The organism is Pseudomonas sp. BCA17, from assembly GCF_004519405.1.
Lineage (GTDB): Bacteria > Pseudomonadota > Gammaproteobacteria > Pseudomonadales > Pseudomonadaceae > Aquipseudomonas.
The window spans coordinates 519,032-535,006 of record NZ_SGWI01000002.1 but is presented as its reverse complement, the minus strand read 5'-3'; the positions used below and the strand labels follow the sequence as shown (position 1 = coordinate 535,006).

The 15,975-nt window shown below is 59.8% G+C and carries 20 protein-coding genes; 13 read left to right on the top strand and 7 right to left on the bottom strand.

Annotated features, from left to right (window positions below):
• Window positions 1-16: 16 nt before the first annotated feature.
• The 4 genes from murA (at window position 17) to hisC (ending at window position 4,576) form a co-directional block, all read left to right on the top strand.
• Window positions 17-1,282: a UDP-N-acetylglucosamine 1-carboxyvinyltransferase gene (gene murA / locus EXW71_RS11320; protein WP_123714602.1), complete on the top strand. Its 1,266-nt coding sequence runs from the start codon at window positions 17-19 to the stop codon at window positions 1,280-1,282.
• Window positions 1,283-1,440: 158 nt separating this feature from the next.
• Window positions 1,441-2,076: an ATP phosphoribosyltransferase gene (hisG, locus tag EXW71_RS11315; protein WP_003188599.1), complete on the top strand. Its 636-nt coding sequence runs from the start codon at window positions 1,441-1,443 to the stop codon at window positions 2,074-2,076.
• A gap of 127 nt (window positions 2,077-2,203) precedes the next feature.
• Window positions 2,204-3,520, top strand: a complete 1,317-nt coding sequence (gene hisD / locus EXW71_RS11310) for a histidinol dehydrogenase (RefSeq protein ID WP_123714603.1) — start codon at window positions 2,204-2,206, stop codon at window positions 3,518-3,520.
• Between the two features lie 3 nt (window positions 3,521-3,523).
• Window positions 3,524-4,576, top strand: coding sequence for a histidinol-phosphate transaminase (hisC, locus tag EXW71_RS11305; protein ID WP_134658651.1), 1,053 nt, complete (start codon window positions 3,524-3,526; stop codon window positions 4,574-4,576).
• A 102-nt stretch (window positions 4,577-4,678) separates the two neighbouring features.
• Here the strand turns inward: hisC and EXW71_RS11300 are convergent, their stop codons facing one another.
• Complete coding sequence (locus EXW71_RS11300; protein ID WP_134658649.1) at window positions 4,679-5,953, bottom strand: uracil-xanthine permease family protein; 1,275 nt, start codon at window positions 5,951-5,953, stop codon at window positions 4,679-4,681.
• A 2-nt stretch (window positions 5,954-5,955) separates the two neighbouring features.
• The gene (upp, locus tag EXW71_RS11295) at window positions 5,956-6,594 is read right to left on the bottom strand and encodes a uracil phosphoribosyltransferase (RefSeq protein ID WP_024073483.1); all 639 of its coding nucleotides are present in this window, start codon (window positions 6,592-6,594) and stop codon (window positions 5,956-5,958) included.
• Window positions 6,595-6,757: 163 nt separating this feature from the next.
• Here upp and EXW71_RS11290 point away from each other — a divergent pair, with 163 nt between their 5' ends.
• From EXW71_RS11290 to EXW71_RS11275, 4 genes are all read left to right on the top strand, one after another.
• Entirely contained in the window at window positions 6,758-7,315 is a 558-nt protein-coding gene (locus tag EXW71_RS11290; RefSeq protein ID WP_134658647.1) for a hypoxanthine-guanine phosphoribosyltransferase, read from the top strand.
• Window positions 7,316-7,318: 3 nt separating this feature from the next.
• Entirely contained in the window at window positions 7,319-7,786 is a 468-nt protein-coding gene (locus EXW71_RS11285; RefSeq protein ID WP_134658645.1) for a WbuC family cupin fold metalloprotein, read from the top strand.
• 35 nt (window positions 7,787-7,821) lie between these two features.
• Window positions 7,822-8,301 carry a hypothetical protein gene (locus EXW71_RS11280; protein WP_134658643.1) on the top strand — a complete coding sequence of 160 codons (480 nt, stop codon included), beginning with the start codon at window positions 7,822-7,824 and terminating at the stop codon, window positions 8,299-8,301.
• A 75-nt stretch (window positions 8,302-8,376) separates the two neighbouring features.
• Window positions 8,377-8,664, top strand: coding sequence for a PA4642 family protein (locus EXW71_RS11275; protein WP_123714609.1), 288 nt, complete (start codon window positions 8,377-8,379; stop codon window positions 8,662-8,664).
• Window positions 8,665-8,733: 69 nt separating this feature from the next.
• Here EXW71_RS11275 and mqo read toward each other — a convergent pair whose 3' ends face one another.
• Both mqo and EXW71_RS11265 read right to left on the bottom strand, forming a co-directional pair.
• Window positions 8,734-10,242, bottom strand: coding sequence for a malate dehydrogenase (quinone) (gene mqo, locus EXW71_RS11270; protein WP_134658641.1), 1,509 nt, complete (start codon window positions 10,240-10,242; stop codon window positions 8,734-8,736).
• Between the two features lie 728 nt (window positions 10,243-10,970).
• Window positions 10,971-11,204 (bottom strand): hypothetical protein, encoded by a 234-nt coding sequence (locus tag EXW71_RS11265; RefSeq protein ID WP_134658639.1) that lies wholly within the window; start codon window positions 11,202-11,204, stop codon window positions 10,971-10,973.
• A gap of 182 nt (window positions 11,205-11,386) precedes the next feature.
• On the opposite strand from EXW71_RS11265, the gene EXW71_RS11260 reads away from it, so the two are divergent.
• On the top strand, window positions 11,387-11,971 hold the full coding sequence (locus EXW71_RS11260) for a YajG family lipoprotein (RefSeq protein WP_053254440.1): 585 nt from the start codon (window positions 11,387-11,389) through the stop codon (window positions 11,969-11,971).
• 60 nt (window positions 11,972-12,031) lie between these two features.
• On the opposite strand, the gene EXW71_RS11255 is transcribed toward EXW71_RS11260, so the two are convergent.
• Window positions 12,032-12,241: a hypothetical protein gene (locus tag EXW71_RS11255; protein ID WP_123714612.1), complete on the bottom strand. Its 210-nt coding sequence runs from the start codon at window positions 12,239-12,241 to the stop codon at window positions 12,032-12,034.
• A gap of 181 nt (window positions 12,242-12,422) precedes the next feature.
• Between EXW71_RS11255 and EXW71_RS11250 the strand changes: the two genes are divergently transcribed.
• Window positions 12,423-12,680: a hypothetical protein gene (locus EXW71_RS11250; RefSeq protein WP_134658637.1), complete on the top strand. Its 258-nt coding sequence runs from the start codon at window positions 12,423-12,425 to the stop codon at window positions 12,678-12,680.
• 59 nt (window positions 12,681-12,739) lie between these two features.
• Here the strand turns inward: EXW71_RS11250 and EXW71_RS11245 are convergent, their stop codons facing one another.
• Window positions 12,740-13,903 (bottom strand): 1-acyl-sn-glycerol-3-phosphate acyltransferase, encoded by a 1,164-nt coding sequence (locus tag EXW71_RS11245; RefSeq protein ID WP_177421586.1) that lies wholly within the window; start codon window positions 13,901-13,903, stop codon window positions 12,740-12,742.
• A gap of 135 nt (window positions 13,904-14,038) precedes the next feature.
• Between EXW71_RS11245 and EXW71_RS11240 the strand changes: the two genes are divergently transcribed.
• Genes EXW71_RS11240 through EXW71_RS11230 form a run of 3 tightly spaced genes read left to right on the top strand, consistent with a single transcriptional unit; the run spans window position 14,039 to window position 15,152 of the window.
• On the top strand, window positions 14,039-14,221 hold the full coding sequence (locus tag EXW71_RS11240; protein ID WP_123714615.1) for a CPXCG motif-containing cysteine-rich protein: 183 nt from the start codon (window positions 14,039-14,041) through the stop codon (window positions 14,219-14,221).
• A gap of 11 nt (window positions 14,222-14,232) precedes the next feature.
• Window positions 14,233-14,493, top strand: coding sequence for a putative signal transducing protein (locus EXW71_RS11235; RefSeq protein ID WP_123714616.1), 261 nt, complete (start codon window positions 14,233-14,235; stop codon window positions 14,491-14,493).
• A 38-nt stretch (window positions 14,494-14,531) separates the two neighbouring features.
• The gene (locus EXW71_RS11230) at window positions 14,532-15,152 is read left to right on the top strand and encodes an SOS response-associated peptidase (RefSeq protein WP_134658633.1); all 621 of its coding nucleotides are present in this window, start codon (window positions 14,532-14,534) and stop codon (window positions 15,150-15,152) included.
• Here EXW71_RS11230 and EXW71_RS29380 read toward each other — a convergent pair.
• On the bottom strand, window positions 15,149-15,892 hold the full coding sequence (locus tag EXW71_RS29380) for a methyl-accepting chemotaxis protein (RefSeq protein ID WP_372241323.1): 744 nt from the start codon (window positions 15,890-15,892) through the stop codon (window positions 15,149-15,151). The genes EXW71_RS11230 and EXW71_RS29380 overlap by 4 nt on opposite strands.
• Window positions 15,893-15,975 lie beyond the last annotated feature (83 nt).

Genomic DNA, 15,975 nt, shown 5'->3' with positions numbered 1-15,975 from the left:
AGGCGTCGAGATTCTTATGGATAAATTGATTATTACCGGTGGTGTCCGCCTTGATGGCGAGATCCGCATTTCCGGTGCGAAAAACTCCGCCTTGCCGATCCTGGCAGCGACCCTGCTGTGCGATGGCCCGGTGACCGTGGCCAACCTGCCGCACCTGCACGACATTACCACCATGATCGAGCTGTTCGGTCGCATGGGTATCGAGCCGGTCATCGACGAAAAACTGGCGGTCGAAATTGACCCCCGCACTATCAAGACCCTGGTCGCCCCGTATGAACTGGTGAAAACCATGCGTGCGTCGATCCTGGTACTGGGCCCGATGGTTGCCCGTTTCGGCGAGGCCGAAGTGGCCCTGCCTGGCGGTTGTGCCATTGGTTCGCGTCCGGTTGACCTGCACATCCGTGGTCTCGAAGCCATGGGCGCGACAATCGACGTCGAAGGCGGTTACATCAAAGCCAAGGCGCCGGAAGGCGGTCTGCGTGGCGCTAACTTCTTCTTTGATACCGTCAGCGTGACCGGTACCGAGAACATCATGATGGCCGCAGCCCTGGCCAATGGTCGCAGCGTCCTGCAAAACGCCGCGCGCGAGCCTGAAGTCGTCGACCTGGCCAACTTCCTGATCGCCATGGGTGCGAACATCACAGGCGCCGGCACCGACACCATCACCATCGATGGCGTGAAGCGCCTGCACTCGGCCACCTACAAAGTGATGCCGGACCGTATCGAGACCGGCACCTACCTGGTCGCCGCCGCCGTGACCGGTGGCCGTGTGAAGGTCAAGGACACCGATCCGACCATCCTCGAAGCCGTTCTGGAAAAACTCAAGGAAGCCGGTGCTGAAATCACCACCGGTGAAGACTGGATCGAGCTGAACATGCATGGCAAGCGGGCCAAGGCCGTTAACTTGCGCACCGCTCCATACCCGGCGTTCCCGACCGACATGCAAGCGCAGTTCATCTCCTTGAACGCGATTGCCGAAGGCACGGGTGCAGTGATCGAGACCATCTTCGAAAACCGCTTCATGCATGTGTACGAATTGCACCGCATGGGCGCCAAGATCCAGGTCGAAGGCAACACCGCCATCGTCACCGGCATCGACAAGCTCAAGGGCGCGCCTGTCATGGCGACCGACCTGCGCGCTTCGGCCAGCCTGGTGATCTCGGCACTGTGCGCCGAAGGCGATACCCTAATCGACCGTATCTACCACATAGATCGTGGCTACGAGTGCATCGAAGAAAAACTGCAGATGCTCGGCGCGAAAATTCGCCGCGTACCGGGCTAGTCGCTGTCATTGCAGTGGGCGGACAACCCCGCTCACTGCACGTTGTGAAGAAGCAGTATGCTGAGTTTGTTTCAAATCGAGGCTGTAATGGCCTCGATCTGTGTCTGGCGCCGTTCGCGACCGGACAGCAATAGCCTGATGAAGGACTGACGTTTCCCATGTTGACCATCGCACTGTCCAAGGGCCGCATCCTTGACGACACTTTGCCGCTTCTGGCTGAAGCGGGCATCGTGCCGACCGAGAATCCGGACAAGAGCCGCAAGCTGATCATCCCCACGACCCAGGACGACGTTCGCCTGTTGATCGTGCGGGCTACCGACGTGCCGACTTACGTTGAACATGGTGCGGCCGACCTCGGTGTCGCCGGTAAAGACGTGCTGATGGAATACGGCGGCCAGGGCCTGTACGAGCCGTTGGACCTGCGTATTGCCCTGTGCAAGCTGATGACGGCCGGTCGTGTCGGCGACGTCGAACCCAAGGGCCGTCTGCGGGTTGCCACCAAGTTCGTCAACGTTGCCAAGCGCTACTACGCCGAACAGGGGCGCCAGGTCGACATCATCAAGCTCTACGGTTCGATGGAGCTGGCGCCGCTGATTGGCCTGGCCGACAAGATCATCGACGTAGTCGACACCGGCAATACCCTGCGTGCCAATGGCCTGGAACCCCAGGACTTCATTGCTGACATCAGCTCCCGCCTGATCGTCAACAAAGCTTCCATGAAAATGCAGCACGCCCGTATCCAGGCGTTGATCGACACCCTGCGCAAGGCAGTGGAGTCTCGACACCGCGGTTGACTCACCCGCGCGGCCTCAGGTCGCGCCCGTCTATCCGCCTCATAGCCAGAATTCTCAGGTGCCCAAGCGGATCGACTGCTAACTTTCGGCGCCTGAGCATTTTTGCCAATCCTATGAGGCCCTCGCTATGACCACGTCCACTGCAATTGCCCGACTCAACGCTGCCGATCCGGATTTCGCCCATCATCTGGATCATCTGCTGAGCTGGGAAAGCGTGTCCGACGACTCGGTCAACCAGCGAGTGCTCGACATCATCAAGGCTGTGCGCGAGCGCGGTGACGCGGCGCTGGTGGACTTCACACGCCAGTTCGACGGCCTTGACGTCAAGTCCATGGCCGACCTGATTCTGCCTCGCGAACGCCTGGAGCTGGCCCTGACGCGCATCACCGCCACTCAGCGTGAAGCCCTGGAAGTCGCGGCGGCGCGGGTGCGCAGCTACCACGAAAAGCAGAAGCAGGACTCCTGGAGCTACACCGAAGCCGACGGCACTGTGCTGGGCCAGAAGGTTACGCCGCTGGATCGCGCTGGCCTGTACGTGCCGGGCGGCAAAGCCTCGTACCCGTCCTCGGTGTTGATGAACGCGATCCCGGCCAAGGTGGCGGGTGTGACCGAGGTGGTCATGGTGGTGCCTACTCCGCGTGGTGAAATCAACGAGTTGGTGCTCGCGGCGGCGTGCATCGCCGGTGTCGATCGCGTGTTCACCATCGGCGGCGCCCAGGCCGTTGCAGCCTTGGCCTACGGCACCGAGAGCGTACCGAAGGTCGACAAGGTGGTGGGCCCGGGCAACATCTACGTGGCCACCGCCAAGCGCCATGTGTTTGGCCAGGTGGGGATCGACATGATCGCCGGTCCATCGGAAATTCTCGTCGTGTGCGACGGCCAGACCGATCCGGACTGGATCGCCATGGACCTGTTCTCCCAGGCCGAACACGACGAAGACGCCCAGGCAATCCTGGTCAGCCCGGACGCCGAATTCCTCGACAAAGTCGCCGCGAGCATCAATAAGTTGCTGCCGACCATGGAGCGCGCCGAGATCATCGAGAAGTCGATCAATGGCCGTGGCGCGCTGATTCTTGCCCGCGACATGGAGCAAGCCATCGAAGTGGCCAACCGCATCGCTCCGGAACACCTGGAGTTGTCCGTAGCCGACCCACAGGCCTGGCTGCCGTCGATTCGTCACGCTGGGGCGATCTTCATGGGCCGCCACACCAGTGAAGCCTTGGGCGACTACTGCGCCGGCCCTAACCACGTGCTGCCGACGTCCGGCACCGCGCGTTTCTCGTCGCCGCTGGGGGTGTATGACTTCCAGAAGCGTTCGTCGATCATCTTCTGCTCGCCGCAGGGTGCCTCCGAGCTGGGTAAGACCGCCTCGGTGCTGGCCCGTGGTGAATCGCTGAGCGCGCACGCGCGCAGCGCCGAATATCGCATCCTCAAGGGGGAATAAGGCATGAGCAAATTCTGGAGCCCTTTCGTCAAGGACCTCGTGCCTTACGTGCCCGGCGAGCAGCCCAAGTTGACCAAGCTGGTCAAACTCAACACCAACGAAAACCCTTACGGCCCGTCGCCCAAGGCACTGGCAGCCATGCAGGCCGAGTTGAACGACAATCTGCGCCTGTACCCGGACCCTAACAGCGACGTGCTCAAGCAGGCCGTGGCCAGGTATTACGGGATTGACGCCGGCAAGGTATTTCTCGGCAACGGTTCCGATGAAGTCCTGGCGCACATCTTCCATGGTCTGTTCCAGCACGACCTGCCGCTGTTGTTTCCGGACATCAGCTACAGCTTTTATCCGGTGTACTGCGGCCTGTACGGCATAAAATCCGACCCGGTGCCGTTGGACGAGCAGTTCCAGATTCGCGTGGCTGATTACGCCAGGCCTAACGGCGGGATCATTTTCCCCAACCCTAACGCGCCTACCGGCTGCGTGATGGCATTGGAAGCGGTAGAGCAGATTCTCAAGGCCAGCCCGGATTCGGTCGTGGTGGTCGATGAAGCCTATATCGACTTCGGCGGCGAAACCGCGATCAGCCTGGTGGATCGTTACCCGAACCTGCTGGTGACCCAGACCCTGTCCAAATCGCGCTCACTGGCCGGCTTGCGTGTGGGTCTGGCGGTGGGCCACCCGGACCTGATCGAGGCGCTGGAGCGGGTCAAGAACAGCTTCAACTCCTACCCGCTGGATCGCCTGGCGATTGTTGGCGCGGCGGCGGCGTTCGAGGATCGTGAGTACTTCGAGAAGACGTGCAAGCAGGTAATCGACAGTCGCAATACGCTGGTCGCACAGCTGGAAGGCAAAGGCTTTGAAGTGCTGCCGTCAGCAGCCAACTTCATCTTTGCCCGCCACCCAGGGCACGACGCTGCTGGCCTGGCGGCCAAGTTGCGCGAGCAGGGTGTGATCGTGCGGCACTTCAAGCAGGAGCGGATTGCCCAGTTCCTGCGGATCAGCATCGGTACACCCGAGCAGAACCAGGCGCTGATTGATGGGCTTGGTGAGCTCTAAGCCACACTGAAGGTCTAAAAAATGTGGGAGCGGGCTTGCTGTGGCGAGGGAGCAAGCTCCCTCGCCACAAAAGCCCCTCCCACATGCGTACAACGATGTTGGTTAGATCAGCGGCTCATCCGGCTTCTTGTTCTTCCAGCCATCATTGCCCGGTAGCAGCAAATTCAAACCAATCGCTACCACCGCACACAGGGCGATGCCCTTGAGGCCGAAGTCATCCGGGCCGGTGCCGGTACCTACCAAGACACCGCCAATCCCGAACACCAATGTCACAGACACAATCACCAGGTTGCGCGCTTCGCCGAGGTCGATCTTGTGGCGAATCAAGGTGTTCATCCCCACCGCAGCAATCGAGCCGAACAGCAGACACAGGATGCCGCCCATCACCGGCACCGGAATGCTCTGCAGCAATGCGCCGAACTTACCGATAAACGCCAGGCTGATGGCAAAGACTGCCGCCCAGGTCATGATTTTCGGGTTGTAGTTCTTGGTCAGCATCACCGCGCCGGTCACTTCGGCATAGGTGGTGTTCGGCGGGCCCCCGAACAGGCCGGCGGCCGTGGTGGCAATCCCGTCACCCAGCAGGGTGCGGTGCAGGCCGGGCTTCTTCAGGTAATCGCGACCGGTCACGCTGCCTACCGCAATCACGCCGCCGATATGTTCGATCGCCGGGGCCAGGGCTACCGGGACGATAAACAGAATCGCCTGCCAGTTGAACTCCGGCGCAGTGAAGTGGGGCAGGGCAAACCATGGGGCCGCGGCGATTTTCGCCGTGTCGACCACGCCAAAGTAGAACGACATGGCAAACCCCACCAGTACACCGGCGATGATCGGCACCAAGCGGAAAATACCCTTGCCGAACACTGCCACGATCAAGGTGGTCAGCAACGCCGGCATCGAGATCATCATGGCGGTCTGGTAGTGAATCAGCTCGCTGCCGTCACCGGCTTTACCCATCGCCATATTGGCGGCAATTGGCGCCATGGCCAGGCCGATGGAGATGATGACCGGGCCAATCACCACGGGTGGCAGCAGCCGGTCAATGAAACCGGTGCCTTTGATCTTCACCGCCAGGCCCAGGAACGTATAAACGAAGCCGGCCGCCATCACGCCGCCCATGGTCGCGGCGAGGCCGAACTGGCCCTTGGCGAGAATGATCGGGGTGATAAAGGCGAAGCTCGATGCCAGGAACACCGGCACCTGTCGCCCTGTCACCACCTGGAACAGCAGCGTGCCCAGGCCTGCGGTGAACAGTGCGACGTTTGGATCAAGACCTGTGATCAGCGGCATCAACACCAGCGCACCAAATGCCACGAAGAGCATTTGTGCGCCAGACAGGATCTGGCGCCAAAGCGGGTCGTTGAATTCATCCTGCATGTTCACGCGTCCTTCTGTTTGGTGCCGAAGATCTTGTCACCGGCATCGCCCAGGCCAGGGATGATATAGCCGTGTTCGTTCAGGCGCTCGTCGATGGATGCGGTGTAGATCTGCACGTCGGGGTGGGCCTTCTCGACGGCGGCAATGCCTTCGGGGGCGGCGACCAGCACCATGGCGCGGATGTCCTTGCAGCCGGCTTTTTTCAGCAGGTCAATGGTGGCGACCATCGAGCTGCCGGTGGCGAGCATCGGGTCGATGATCATTGCCAGGCGCTCGTTGATTTCGGGGACAAGCTTTTCCAGATAGGTGTGAGCCTGCAGGGTTTCTTCATTGCGGGCCACGCCGACGGCGCTGACCTTGGCACCCGGGATCAGGCTGAGCACGCCTTCGAGCATGCCGATACCGGCACGCAGGATCGGCACCACGGTGATCTTTTTACCGGCGATTTTCTCGACCTGGACGGGACCGGCCCAACCTGGAATCTCGTAGCTTTCCAGGGGCAAATCCTTGGTGGCTTCGTAAGTGAGCAGTGCTCCGACTTCCTGAGCAAGTTCACGGAAGTTCTTGGTACTGATATCGGCACGGCGCATAAGGCCGAGTTTGTGTCGGATCAGCGGGTGGCGGATCTCGCGAGTGGGCATGGGGAAGGCTCCGGCAGCGGGCAAAAAAACCGGCCTAGATTAATCTATCCGAGGGTGTTGTCCTATAGACATCAAGTACGTTAGTCCATAAAGGCTTGATTGGAGCGCACGAGAAGCGTACCTTCGCCCGCTTTTCTTGCCACAGCACCCCTTGGAGAGCGCCATGTCCGCTGATCTCGAGCATATCCGTCAAATCATGCGCGAGGCTGACTGCCTGTACACCGAAGCGCAAGTCGAAGCAGCGATTGCCAAGGTTGGAGCGCACATCACCCGCGAAATGGCCGACACCAACCCTGTAGTGTTCTGCGTGATGAACGGTGGCCTGATTTTCGCCGGCAAATTGCTGACGCACCTGCAGTTCCCGCTGGAGGCGTCCTACCTGCACGCTACACGCTATCGCAACGAAACCAGCGGCGGTGATCTGTTCTGGAAAGCCAAGCCGGAAGTCTCGTTCATCGACCGCGACGTGCTGATCATCGATGACATCCTCGATGAGGGGCATACCCTGGGTGCGATCATCGACTTCTGCAAACACGCCGGCGCGCGCAAAGTGCACACCGCCGTGCTGATCGACAAAGACCACGACCGCAAAGCCCGCCCGGACCTGAAAGCCGATTATGTCGGCCTGCCGTGCATCGACCGCTACATCTTCGGCTATGGCATGGACTACAAGGGCTACTGGCGTAACGCCAATGGCATCTTCGCCGTTAAAGGAATGTAATGAATGGCCCGTTTTCTTGATCAATCGCTGTTTGCCGAGTTGGCCGAGAAAGCGGCAGCCAACCCTCGTGGTCGACAGAACGTCAACTTCCATGGCATGGAAGAACCCTGCCATCGCATGGCGGTGGGCTTGCAGCCGAACACGTATGTACAGCCTCATCGCCATCTGAGCGCCGACAAGGCCGAAACGTTGCTGGTACTGAAAGGGCGTCTGGGTATCCTGATCTTCAACGATGTTGGTGAGGTGCTTGGCAAGCGGGTTTTGCAGGCCGGCGGAGAGTGCCAGGGTGTCGATCTGACGCCCGGGGTTTTCCATGGCCTGGTCGTGCTGGAACCTGACAGTGTGATGTTTGAGTGCAAAGCCGGCCCTTACCGTCCCGTGGGGGAGGGTGAGTTGGCCAGTTGGGCGCCTCGCGAGGGCGATGCCGGCACGGCTGATTATCATCGCTGGATGCTTGCCCAGTTCGATTGAGCTACAGTGCTGGGCCCTCTCATATGGAGCGGCCCATGAGCCTGTTGATACGCACCTGCGCCGCTCTGGCGCTGACCTTTAGTCTGCCGCTGGCTGCCGCCCCGATGCACAGCCAATTCCTGCCGCCGGACGAACTGGCCTTGCGTGCCCAAGCGCCTGACCAGCAGCAGTTGTTGCAAGTCACCGAGTACGCCGTGGTGGCGGGCAGCCAGCGCCAATCCATGCAACAGCCAATCCCGATCACGTCGCCGTTGATGATTCGCCTCAAGGGCAAATCGTTGAATAAAGGCGCGACGATCGCTCAAGTGGTGCTCAATTTTGACGCCGAAAGCAAAAGCCTCAAGAAACCGGTCTTCGATGACGCCAGCAAGACCCTGACGTTGTCTTATCCGATGACGCAGTACCGCGTGATTATCGACCTGCTGCGCAATGACACGGTGTATGTGCAGTTCCTCAGTTACGCCAACGGTCATATCTGGGCGGACCTGCATACCGGGGCCGTCAAGTCGCAGTAGGCGGCGCCTACACAATACCGAGTCCCGCAGGTAGACTTCGACCTCCGTGTAAATGTCTGCAGGCTGGAGTCGGTAATGCGTAAAGATAAGAAACAGGTGATTGGTGATGAGATCGGTGACGATCAGATCAAGTTGTTCCTGGATTTCGAGCCGGTTGACGCGACTTCACCGTCCCTGCACAAACTGATCAAGGCTTACCGTGGCCTGCGTATCGACGATTTCGAGCGGTTCCTGGGCTTTTTCAAGGCAGCGGGCCTGGATCTCGATGGCAAGGATGAACATGGCCAGACCTTCGTCGATCTGATCAAGGATCAGCGTAACGCGGACGAGTACATCGAGTTGGTCGAAAAAGCTCGCGGTTGATTATCCGAGACATAAAAAAACGCCCCGTCCTCATGCAGAGGGCGGGGCGTTTTTTATGGCTTGAACGCCTTAAGCGTAACTCTCGGTCTCGGCCGCAGGCTCAACCAGTTCCAGGCTGATATTGTTCTGCGCGTTGATCTTGCGATACAGCTCGGCATCCGTCTCCAGTACTTTTTCCCGGGCCGGGAAGATTTCGTGCAGCTTGGCCGCCCACTCACCACTGGCTTTTTGCGGGAAGCAGCGTTCGATCAGCTCCAGCATGATCGAAACCGTTACCGATGCGCCCGGAGACGCACCCAGCAGCGCCGCCAGCGAGCCATCCTTGGCCGCGACCAGCTCGGTGCCGAATTGCAGCACGCCGCCTTTCTTCGGATCTTTCTTGATGATCTGCACCCGTTGGCCGGCCACTTCCAGGCGCCAGTCTTCTGCCTTCGCCTCAGGGTAGAAGCGGCGCAGGGATTCCAGGCGTTGCTCCATGGACTGCATCACTTCGCTGACCAGGTACTTGGTCAGGTCCATGTTGTCCCGGGCGACGGCGAGCATCGGGCCGATGTTGCCGGCGCGGACCGACAGTGGCAGGTCAAGGAACGAGCCGTGCTTGAGGAACTTGGTGGTAAAGCCGGCGTATGGCCCGAACAACAGGGACTTCTTGCCTTCCACCACGCGGGTGTCCAAGTGTGGGACGGACATTGGTGGCGAACCCACCGCCGCCTGGCTGTAAACCTTGGCCTGGTGGTGCTTGACCACTTCCGGGTTGTCGCAGCGCAGCCACTGGCCGCTGACCGGGAAGCCCCCGAAACCTTTGCTTTCTTCGATACCCGAAGCTTGCAGCAATGGCAACGCCGCGCCGCCGGCACCGAGGAATACGAACTTGGCGTCCACCTCACGGCTATTGCCGCTGTTGACGTCCTTGATGCTCACGGTCCAGCCCGCGCCGTTGCGCTTGAGGCCGGTGACACGCTTGCTGTATTTGACCTGGGCGTCTGCCGAGCTGGTCAGGTGGCTGAGCAGTTGGTTGGTCAGGGCGCCGAAGTTGACGTCGGTGCCGTTCATCACACGGGTGGCGGCAATTTTTTCGTCAAGCGGGCGACCAGGCATCATCAGCGGCATCCACTCGGCCATTTCGCTACGGTCTTCGGTGTAGTGCATGTCCGAAAACGCGTGGTGTTGGCTGAGGGTCTCAAAACGCTTCTTGAGGAAAGACACACCTTTTTCACCCTGCACGAAGCTCAGGTGCGGTACCGGGCTGATAAAGGACTTGGACGAGCCAAAGGTGCCTTTCTTGGTCAGGTACGCCCAGAACTGCTTCGACACCTCGAACTGGGTGTTGATGTGCACCGCTTTCTTGATGTCGATGGAGCCGTCAGCCGCCTGCGGTGTGTAGTTCAGCTCACACAGCCCGGCGTGGCCGGTACCGGCGTTGTTCCACGGGTTGGAACTTTCTGCGGCACCCGAGTCCATCAGCTCAACGACTTCCAGCTTGAGGCCGGGGTCGAGCTCTTTGAGCAGTACGGCCAGGGTGGCACTCATGATGCCGGCCCCTACCAGTACTACGTCGACTGCTTCGTTATGCGCCATTTAACGCGTCTCCAAAATCTGCAGCACCAAATTGACGGCATGGCTGCCAGGAGTGACGGGGCGGTTCACGTGTTGCCCCAGGTTACCCATGGCCAGGATCGCCATGTCCGATTCTTCGCAATTTTTTTGCAACTTCAGCGCACGCTTCCTGCCGGGCTAATCTGCCTATGAACGCATTCATGGGCGCCTGTGGCAATTCGACTTATGGTCAAAGCGTGCGATTCGTGCAACCAAATCCGTAGCGGACAGGTTTCAAGCTCCAGTTTTCGGGGAGTTCTCGGTCCTGTGTTGGGCTGTTCCAGACGCTGATGGTGCTTGTACAAACGCCAAACTATTCATTTGCTCGCCACACTCTTGTGAAGTTGTGAAAACCCGTTTTTTCACGCTCTTTTGAAGACGTGAACCTCAAAAAAGGGCTGCCCCAGCCTGGCACCTTGGCCCGAGGTACTTGCCGACATGCGGCAAAACGGGCAAACAACTCAAGTGGCCGAGCGCAATGGCAGCTCTGGCAGATTCGGTAAAGGCGGGTGGTTTGCAAAAAAAACAGCAAGCGCGCCGGCTTCACTTGGTCTGTGTGGGCGGCTCTCTGTGGGCGATTGGGGGGTTAATGCCAGGGCATTAACGATGCTGCGAGGCCCGATCAGGAGACGTCCTTATAATCGGGGGGAGATTGTAGCGAAGAACGCCGGGGAAATGGGCGTGTTTTATGACTTTTATTAGCGCCTCGGTCAGGAGGCCAACGCTTGCTGTGGTTGCGCCTGCACGGCCAGTGGGTTGAGCCGGGCGCTGGCCGGTAACGGGCGGTTCATCCATCCCAAGTGTGTCTCTGCCACTTCTACCCAGCCTTCACCGACGGGCGGCAAGCTGCATTGCTTGAATGCCACGCAACGGCCATGGGGGTCGAGCAGGGCAAAGTGGCGATGATGGGCGTGTGACATGAAGAATGATTTGAGAAGGCGCATGGCTTTGTACCTGTTACGTTACATGCTTGAAGGTTGCCAGTGTGCCATGACACTGGAGTGACGAAATTATGTGAAATTGTAATTTCCACATGCCTTCAGCTGACGTTCAGGATCGCTGGTGAGCGGCGCACCTGCACCGTTATACTGGCGCCCTGTTTGCACCTAGTCCTGGAGAAATGAGTATGTTGCAACGCCTGTTGTTCGGTTTGATCACTGTGACCAGTTTGACGCTGGTTGGCTGCGCCAACAGCCCGCAACAACTCAGCCCGCAACCTAAAGTCACTGCGCAGTTGGCGCCCGTGGGGCACGGCCAGCCAGTGTCGGTGCGCGTAGTGGACGGTCGTCCGTCGCCTACCCTTGGCTCTCGTGGTGGCCTGTACCCTGAGACCGCGCTTATTTCGGTGACCGGTCAGGATGTGCTGCCCAAGCTGCAAGCCCAGGCGGAAGCCGCTGTACGCCTGCTGGGTTTCACGCCTGCCAACTCGCCGGGTGCGCCTCAACTGACCATCACCTTGGCCGAACTGAAGTACCAGTCGCCAAAAGAAGGCTTGTATGTGACTGAAGCGTCTATCGGCGCGACGTTCAAGTCCGATGTCAGTGCCGGCACCCGTCGCTACAGTGGCCGTTACGGTGCGTCCCTGAACCAGCGTTTCGGTATGTCGCCGAACCAGGAAACCAATACCAAGCTGGTCAGCGACGTGCTCAGCGACGCCCTGACCCGTCTGTTCAAAGACCCAAGCATCGGCCAGTTGCTCAGCTCGCAGTAATCGCCGATCGGAAAAGAACCGGGCTCGGTCATGAGCCCGGTTTTTTTATGCCTGTCGGTTTCATGCCGCCGTTTCGACATACAGCTCCAGCACACTCACACCTGTAAGCAAATCCAGCTCCGGCAGGTCGGCATGCTGATGCCCGGCGAGGGCGCAGTACACCAGCCAATGGCGGTCTTGAACGTTGAACGCCAGGCTGCCGGCCAGCGCCTCTTGCTCTTCGCTTTGGGCGATCAAATACAGTCGATCCTGGTTTTGCGCGTGCAGCATGACAAGCTCCTGAGCGTTCGAAGGGCAACAGAGTGGCTTGTTAAGGTGACGTTCAGGTGACGCTGTAAATTACTGGATACATTAGCGGTTATGGGGGATGGAGCAGGAAGGCGCAGGAGGCGATTATCGCTCAGGTTTGTATCTGAGCTGATACCAGGCCACTGATACATCGAGGTTTGCGATGGCACTGCCCGCACTGCTCATCAATGTTGCTGCACTGTTGGTTGCCTGCCCGGGCGCCGCGCTGCTATTCATTACCCGCCTGCGATCACAGCGGGCGATGGCCGACCTTACCGCGCGAAGCGAAGAACGTGCCGTTGACCAACCGATGCTGTTTCTGGATGTACGCACCGAACGGGCGTATCGCTTTGCCTACCGCGTAGGGTTTGCCTGTCTTGGGCTGGCACTGGCCATCTCCTGGCTCAGCACCCATCTGTAAAACCACTGCCAATCAGATGCAGGAAGGGAGCAATCCCCTCCCACCTGTCTGATTGGCGCTTACAGAGGCATTCCGGCCTTGATCCTATACTGATTGCGCACCGGTGTTGCATATTGCACCACCAGGTAGGGGCGGTGCTCGGCCGGGCATTCGTTCAAGCGCCGCTCCCATTCCGCTTTTGCCTTGGCCAGTTCATCGGCCGGGAACAGGTCTGCTGCCTTCGGCACCTGCAGTTGCGGGTCGGCATCACTCCACTGTGCGTAAGCCAGGTAGTGCACCGGGAACAGTCGATACCCGCTCAGGATCTGCCGGTCCATTTCCACGGCGAGCAACTTGGTGTCTTCAAAGCGCTCGGTGATCGGCGGCGCAAAGTTTATGTGTACCCGGCCCTTGTAGCCGGTGATGCCCAAGGCAATGCTCACATCGTCCTCACCTGGGGCCTTGCTGTAGGTGCCGGTGGTAGCGCGGATGTACAACTCGCGGGCCTTGGCTGAATCGCAGGGGTCATATTCGTAACTGATGGACACCGGCGTCAGGTTCAGCGACTGGATAACCTCGGCAAACGGCTCGTCCTTGCGGCTGACGTGGAACATCTTGAGGATCGCCGATTCGGTGCGATCATCGCCATCCTTGGCCCGGCCTTCGGCCTGGGCAATCCAGATCGACTGGCCGTCAGTGCGAATCGAATGGTTGATGTAGGCCGACAGCAGTTGGTAGGCCGCCATTTTCTCCTTTCGCCCGGTGATCGAGCGGTGCACGATAAAGCTCTTGTTCAGGCGCATCAGGTCGCTGACAAACGGCTTTTGCAGCAGGTTGTCGCCAATGGCAATGCGTGGGGTCGGCAGGCCGGCGTGATACACGGCGTAGTTGACAAAGGCCGGGTCCATCACGATATCGCGGTGGTTGGCCAGAAACAGATAGGCGGTGCCCGATTTTAGCTGTTCGACGCCGGTATAGGTCACGCCGTCGGTGGCGCGGTCGATCGTGTGGTCGACGTAATACTCGACCTTGTCCTGCAGCGTCGCCACGGTGGTGACGCCGGCAAACTCACGGCGCAACTTGCGGGCGATCAGCGGTTTGAGCAACCAGCCCAGAGGGCCGGCAAAGCGCGGGAAGCGGAAGTGGGTCAGGATGTCCAGAAAGGCCTTGTCACTGAACAGGCGTGCCAGCACTGCCGGGACTTCACTGTCGTTGTAAGGTCGGATGGTATCGAATTCGCCCATCATGCTCTCTTGTTAGAAACGGCTAGGGTAAGTAAAGGAAATATCAGGGTGCGGCCGCACTATATATTGGCTCTGCCGTGAATAGCCCTGTAAATAGACCGGCGATTATACGCACAAGTCACCTGGGAGACCGCGATGCTGGAAACTGCGCTGTACGATTGTCCTTATTGTGGCGAAGAGGTCGAGACAACCGTGGATTTGTCCGGCGGTGACCAGACTTACATAGAGGACTGCCAGGTGTGTTGCCGGCCGGTCATTTTCAGTCTGCAAGTCCATGGTGACGAGTGGATGCTGGACACCCGCAGCGAGAACGAATGACAGGTACGCCCATGCAGCGAATCTACGAACCGGAAAACTTGATGGAAGGCGAGTTGCTGCAGCAAATGCTTGCCAGCGAAGGTATCGAGGCGCACCTGGTGGGGCGCCATTTGCTCGGAGGTACGGGGGAGCTGCCGATTTTCGGGCTGCTGGGCCTGGACGTGGACAACGATCAGGCCGCCTATGCCCGTGAGCTGATTACCGCCTACATCGGCGCGCAACCCTTACCCGGCGACGAACCCGACAGCTTCCCTGACGTGCTGGTCTGTTAGGCTGTCGGTCGGTTTACCCCCAAGAGTCGTGTTGCCCCATGTGTGGACGTTATGCCTTGTTTCGCTGGAACCCCGCTTTTGCTGCGTTGCCGGGCTTCCCGGCCGATCAGCAGGCCCAGTGGAATATCTCCCCCAATGATTCGGTGCTGATCCAGCGCTTGAGCGAGGGCCAGCTCACCCTGGCGCGTGCGCGTTGGGGCCTTACGCCACCCTGGCTGACCGATATGTCGCGCACCCCGGCCCATGCCCGTGCCGAAACCCTGGCCGAACAACCGATGTTTCGCGAAGCGTTTCGCCAGCGCCGCTGCCTGCTGCCGGCCAACGGGTTTTATGAATGGCGCGGTACCCAGCGCAAGCGTCCGTATTGGCTCACGCCGGGGGAGGGCTCTGCGTTGTTTTTTGCCGCCATCTGGGAAGCGTACCCGGTGCAGGAGCAGGTGTGGCTGAGCGCGGCAGTGGTGACCCAGGCCGCGCAAAACCAGCGGCGTCCGTTGATTCTGGACGCGCAGGGGCAGGAAGCCTGGCTCAACCCGGAAACGCCCCTGCCTGTACTGCAAGCCTTGCTGGCCAGTGAGCCCGCCGCATTGCGCGAACGGGTCCTGGCCAATATGGTCAACGATCCCAAGCTCAATGGGCCGGAGTGTCTGACTCCGGCCTAAACCTTGAACTGATTGATCAAGCGCCGCTGCTGTTCAGCCAATTTGGTCAGGTCCGCACTGGCCGCGCTGGACTCATCCGCGCCGCCCGCCACTTCATTGGCCACCTGGCCGATATTGATCACGTTGCGATTGATGTCCTCGGCCACCGCGCTCTGTTCCTCGGCGGCGCTGGCGATCTGGGTATTCATGTCGTTGATCACCGACACGGCCTGGGTGATGGTCTCCAGCGCTTCAGCCGCCTTGGCGGCGTGCTGCACGCTTTCGTCGGTGCGGTTCTGGCTGTCTTCCATCACCCGTACCACATCGCGGGTGCCTTGCTGCAACTGCTGGATCATGGCCTGGATTTCTTCGGTGGCTTTCTGGGTTTTTTGCGCCAGATTGCGCACCTCATCCGCGACCACCGCAAAACCACGCCCTTGCTCACCGGCCCGCGCCGCTTCGATGGCCGCGTTGAGTGCGAGCAAGTTGGTCTGCTCGGCAATCCCGCGAATCGCCGTGAGAATCGCATTGATGTTCTCGCTGTCCTTGGCCAGGGTCTGCACCACGCCCACAGCTTTGCCGATTTCCTCGGCGAGCGCACCGATGGAGGTAGAGGTATCGCGCACAATGCGCATGCCCTGGCTTGCCGCCTGGTCGGCATGGCTGGCGGCTTGTGCCGCCTGGGTAGCGTTGCGCGCCACGTCCTGCGCGGTGGCGGTCATCTCGTGCACGGCGGTTGCCACCTGATCGATCTCGACCATTTGTTTATGCACGCCCTGGTTGGTGCGAATCGCGATGTCAGCGGTGTGTTCCGACGAGTCGCTGACCTTCTGCACCGAACTCA

Excerpts from the sequence above, each read along its gene's own strand:
- EXW71_RS11230 (WP_134658633.1), top strand. The coding sequence starts at position 14,532 with ATGTGTGGACGTTATGCCTTGTTTCGCTGGAACCCCGCTTTTGCTGCG.
- EXW71_RS11255 (WP_123714612.1), bottom strand. The coding sequence starts at position 12,241 with ATGCTGCACGCGCAAAACCAGGATCGACTGTATTTGATCGCCCAAAGC.
- mqo (WP_134658641.1), bottom strand. The coding sequence starts at position 10,242 with ATGGCGCATAACGAAGCAGTCGACGTAGTACTGGTAGGGGCCGGCATC.
- EXW71_RS11265 (WP_134658639.1), bottom strand. The coding sequence starts at position 11,204 with ATGCGCCTTCTCAAATCATTCTTCATGTCACACGCCCATCATCGCCAC.
- EXW71_RS11260 (WP_053254440.1), top strand. The coding sequence starts at position 11,387 with ATGTTGCAACGCCTGTTGTTCGGTTTGATCACTGTGACCAGTTTGACG.
- EXW71_RS29380 (WP_372241323.1), bottom strand. The coding sequence starts at position 15,892 with ATGGTCGAGATCGATCAGGTGGCAACCGCCGTGCACGAGATGACCGCC.
- EXW71_RS11280 (WP_134658643.1), top strand. The coding sequence starts at position 7,822 with ATGAGCCTGTTGATACGCACCTGCGCCGCTCTGGCGCTGACCTTTAGT.
- upp (WP_024073483.1), bottom strand. The coding sequence starts at position 6,594 with ATGCCCACTCGCGAGATCCGCCACCCGCTGATCCGACACAAACTCGGC.
- EXW71_RS11290 (WP_134658647.1), top strand. The coding sequence starts at position 6,758 with ATGTCCGCTGATCTCGAGCATATCCGTCAAATCATGCGCGAGGCTGAC.
- EXW71_RS11240 (WP_123714615.1), top strand. The coding sequence starts at position 14,039 with ATGCTGGAAACTGCGCTGTACGATTGTCCTTATTGTGGCGAAGAGGTC.
- hisD (WP_123714603.1), top strand. The coding sequence starts at position 2,204 with ATGACCACGTCCACTGCAATTGCCCGACTCAACGCTGCCGATCCGGAT.
- EXW71_RS11300 (WP_134658649.1), bottom strand. The coding sequence starts at position 5,953 with ATGCAGGATGAATTCAACGACCCGCTTTGGCGCCAGATCCTGTCTGGC.
- EXW71_RS11235 (WP_123714616.1), top strand. The coding sequence starts at position 14,233 with ATGCAGCGAATCTACGAACCGGAAAACTTGATGGAAGGCGAGTTGCTG.
- murA (WP_123714602.1), top strand. The coding sequence starts at position 17 with ATGGATAAATTGATTATTACCGGTGGTGTCCGCCTTGATGGCGAGATC.
- hisC (WP_134658651.1), top strand. The coding sequence starts at position 3,524 with ATGAGCAAATTCTGGAGCCCTTTCGTCAAGGACCTCGTGCCTTACGTG.
- EXW71_RS11285 (WP_134658645.1), top strand. The coding sequence starts at position 7,319 with ATGGCCCGTTTTCTTGATCAATCGCTGTTTGCCGAGTTGGCCGAGAAA.
- EXW71_RS11250 (WP_134658637.1), top strand. The coding sequence starts at position 12,423 with ATGGCACTGCCCGCACTGCTCATCAATGTTGCTGCACTGTTGGTTGCC.
- hisG (WP_003188599.1), top strand. The coding sequence starts at position 1,441 with ATGTTGACCATCGCACTGTCCAAGGGCCGCATCCTTGACGACACTTTG.
- EXW71_RS11275 (WP_123714609.1), top strand. The coding sequence starts at position 8,377 with ATGCGTAAAGATAAGAAACAGGTGATTGGTGATGAGATCGGTGACGAT.
- EXW71_RS11245 (WP_177421586.1), bottom strand. The coding sequence starts at position 13,903 with ATGGGCGAATTCGATACCATCCGACCTTACAACGACAGTGAAGTCCCG.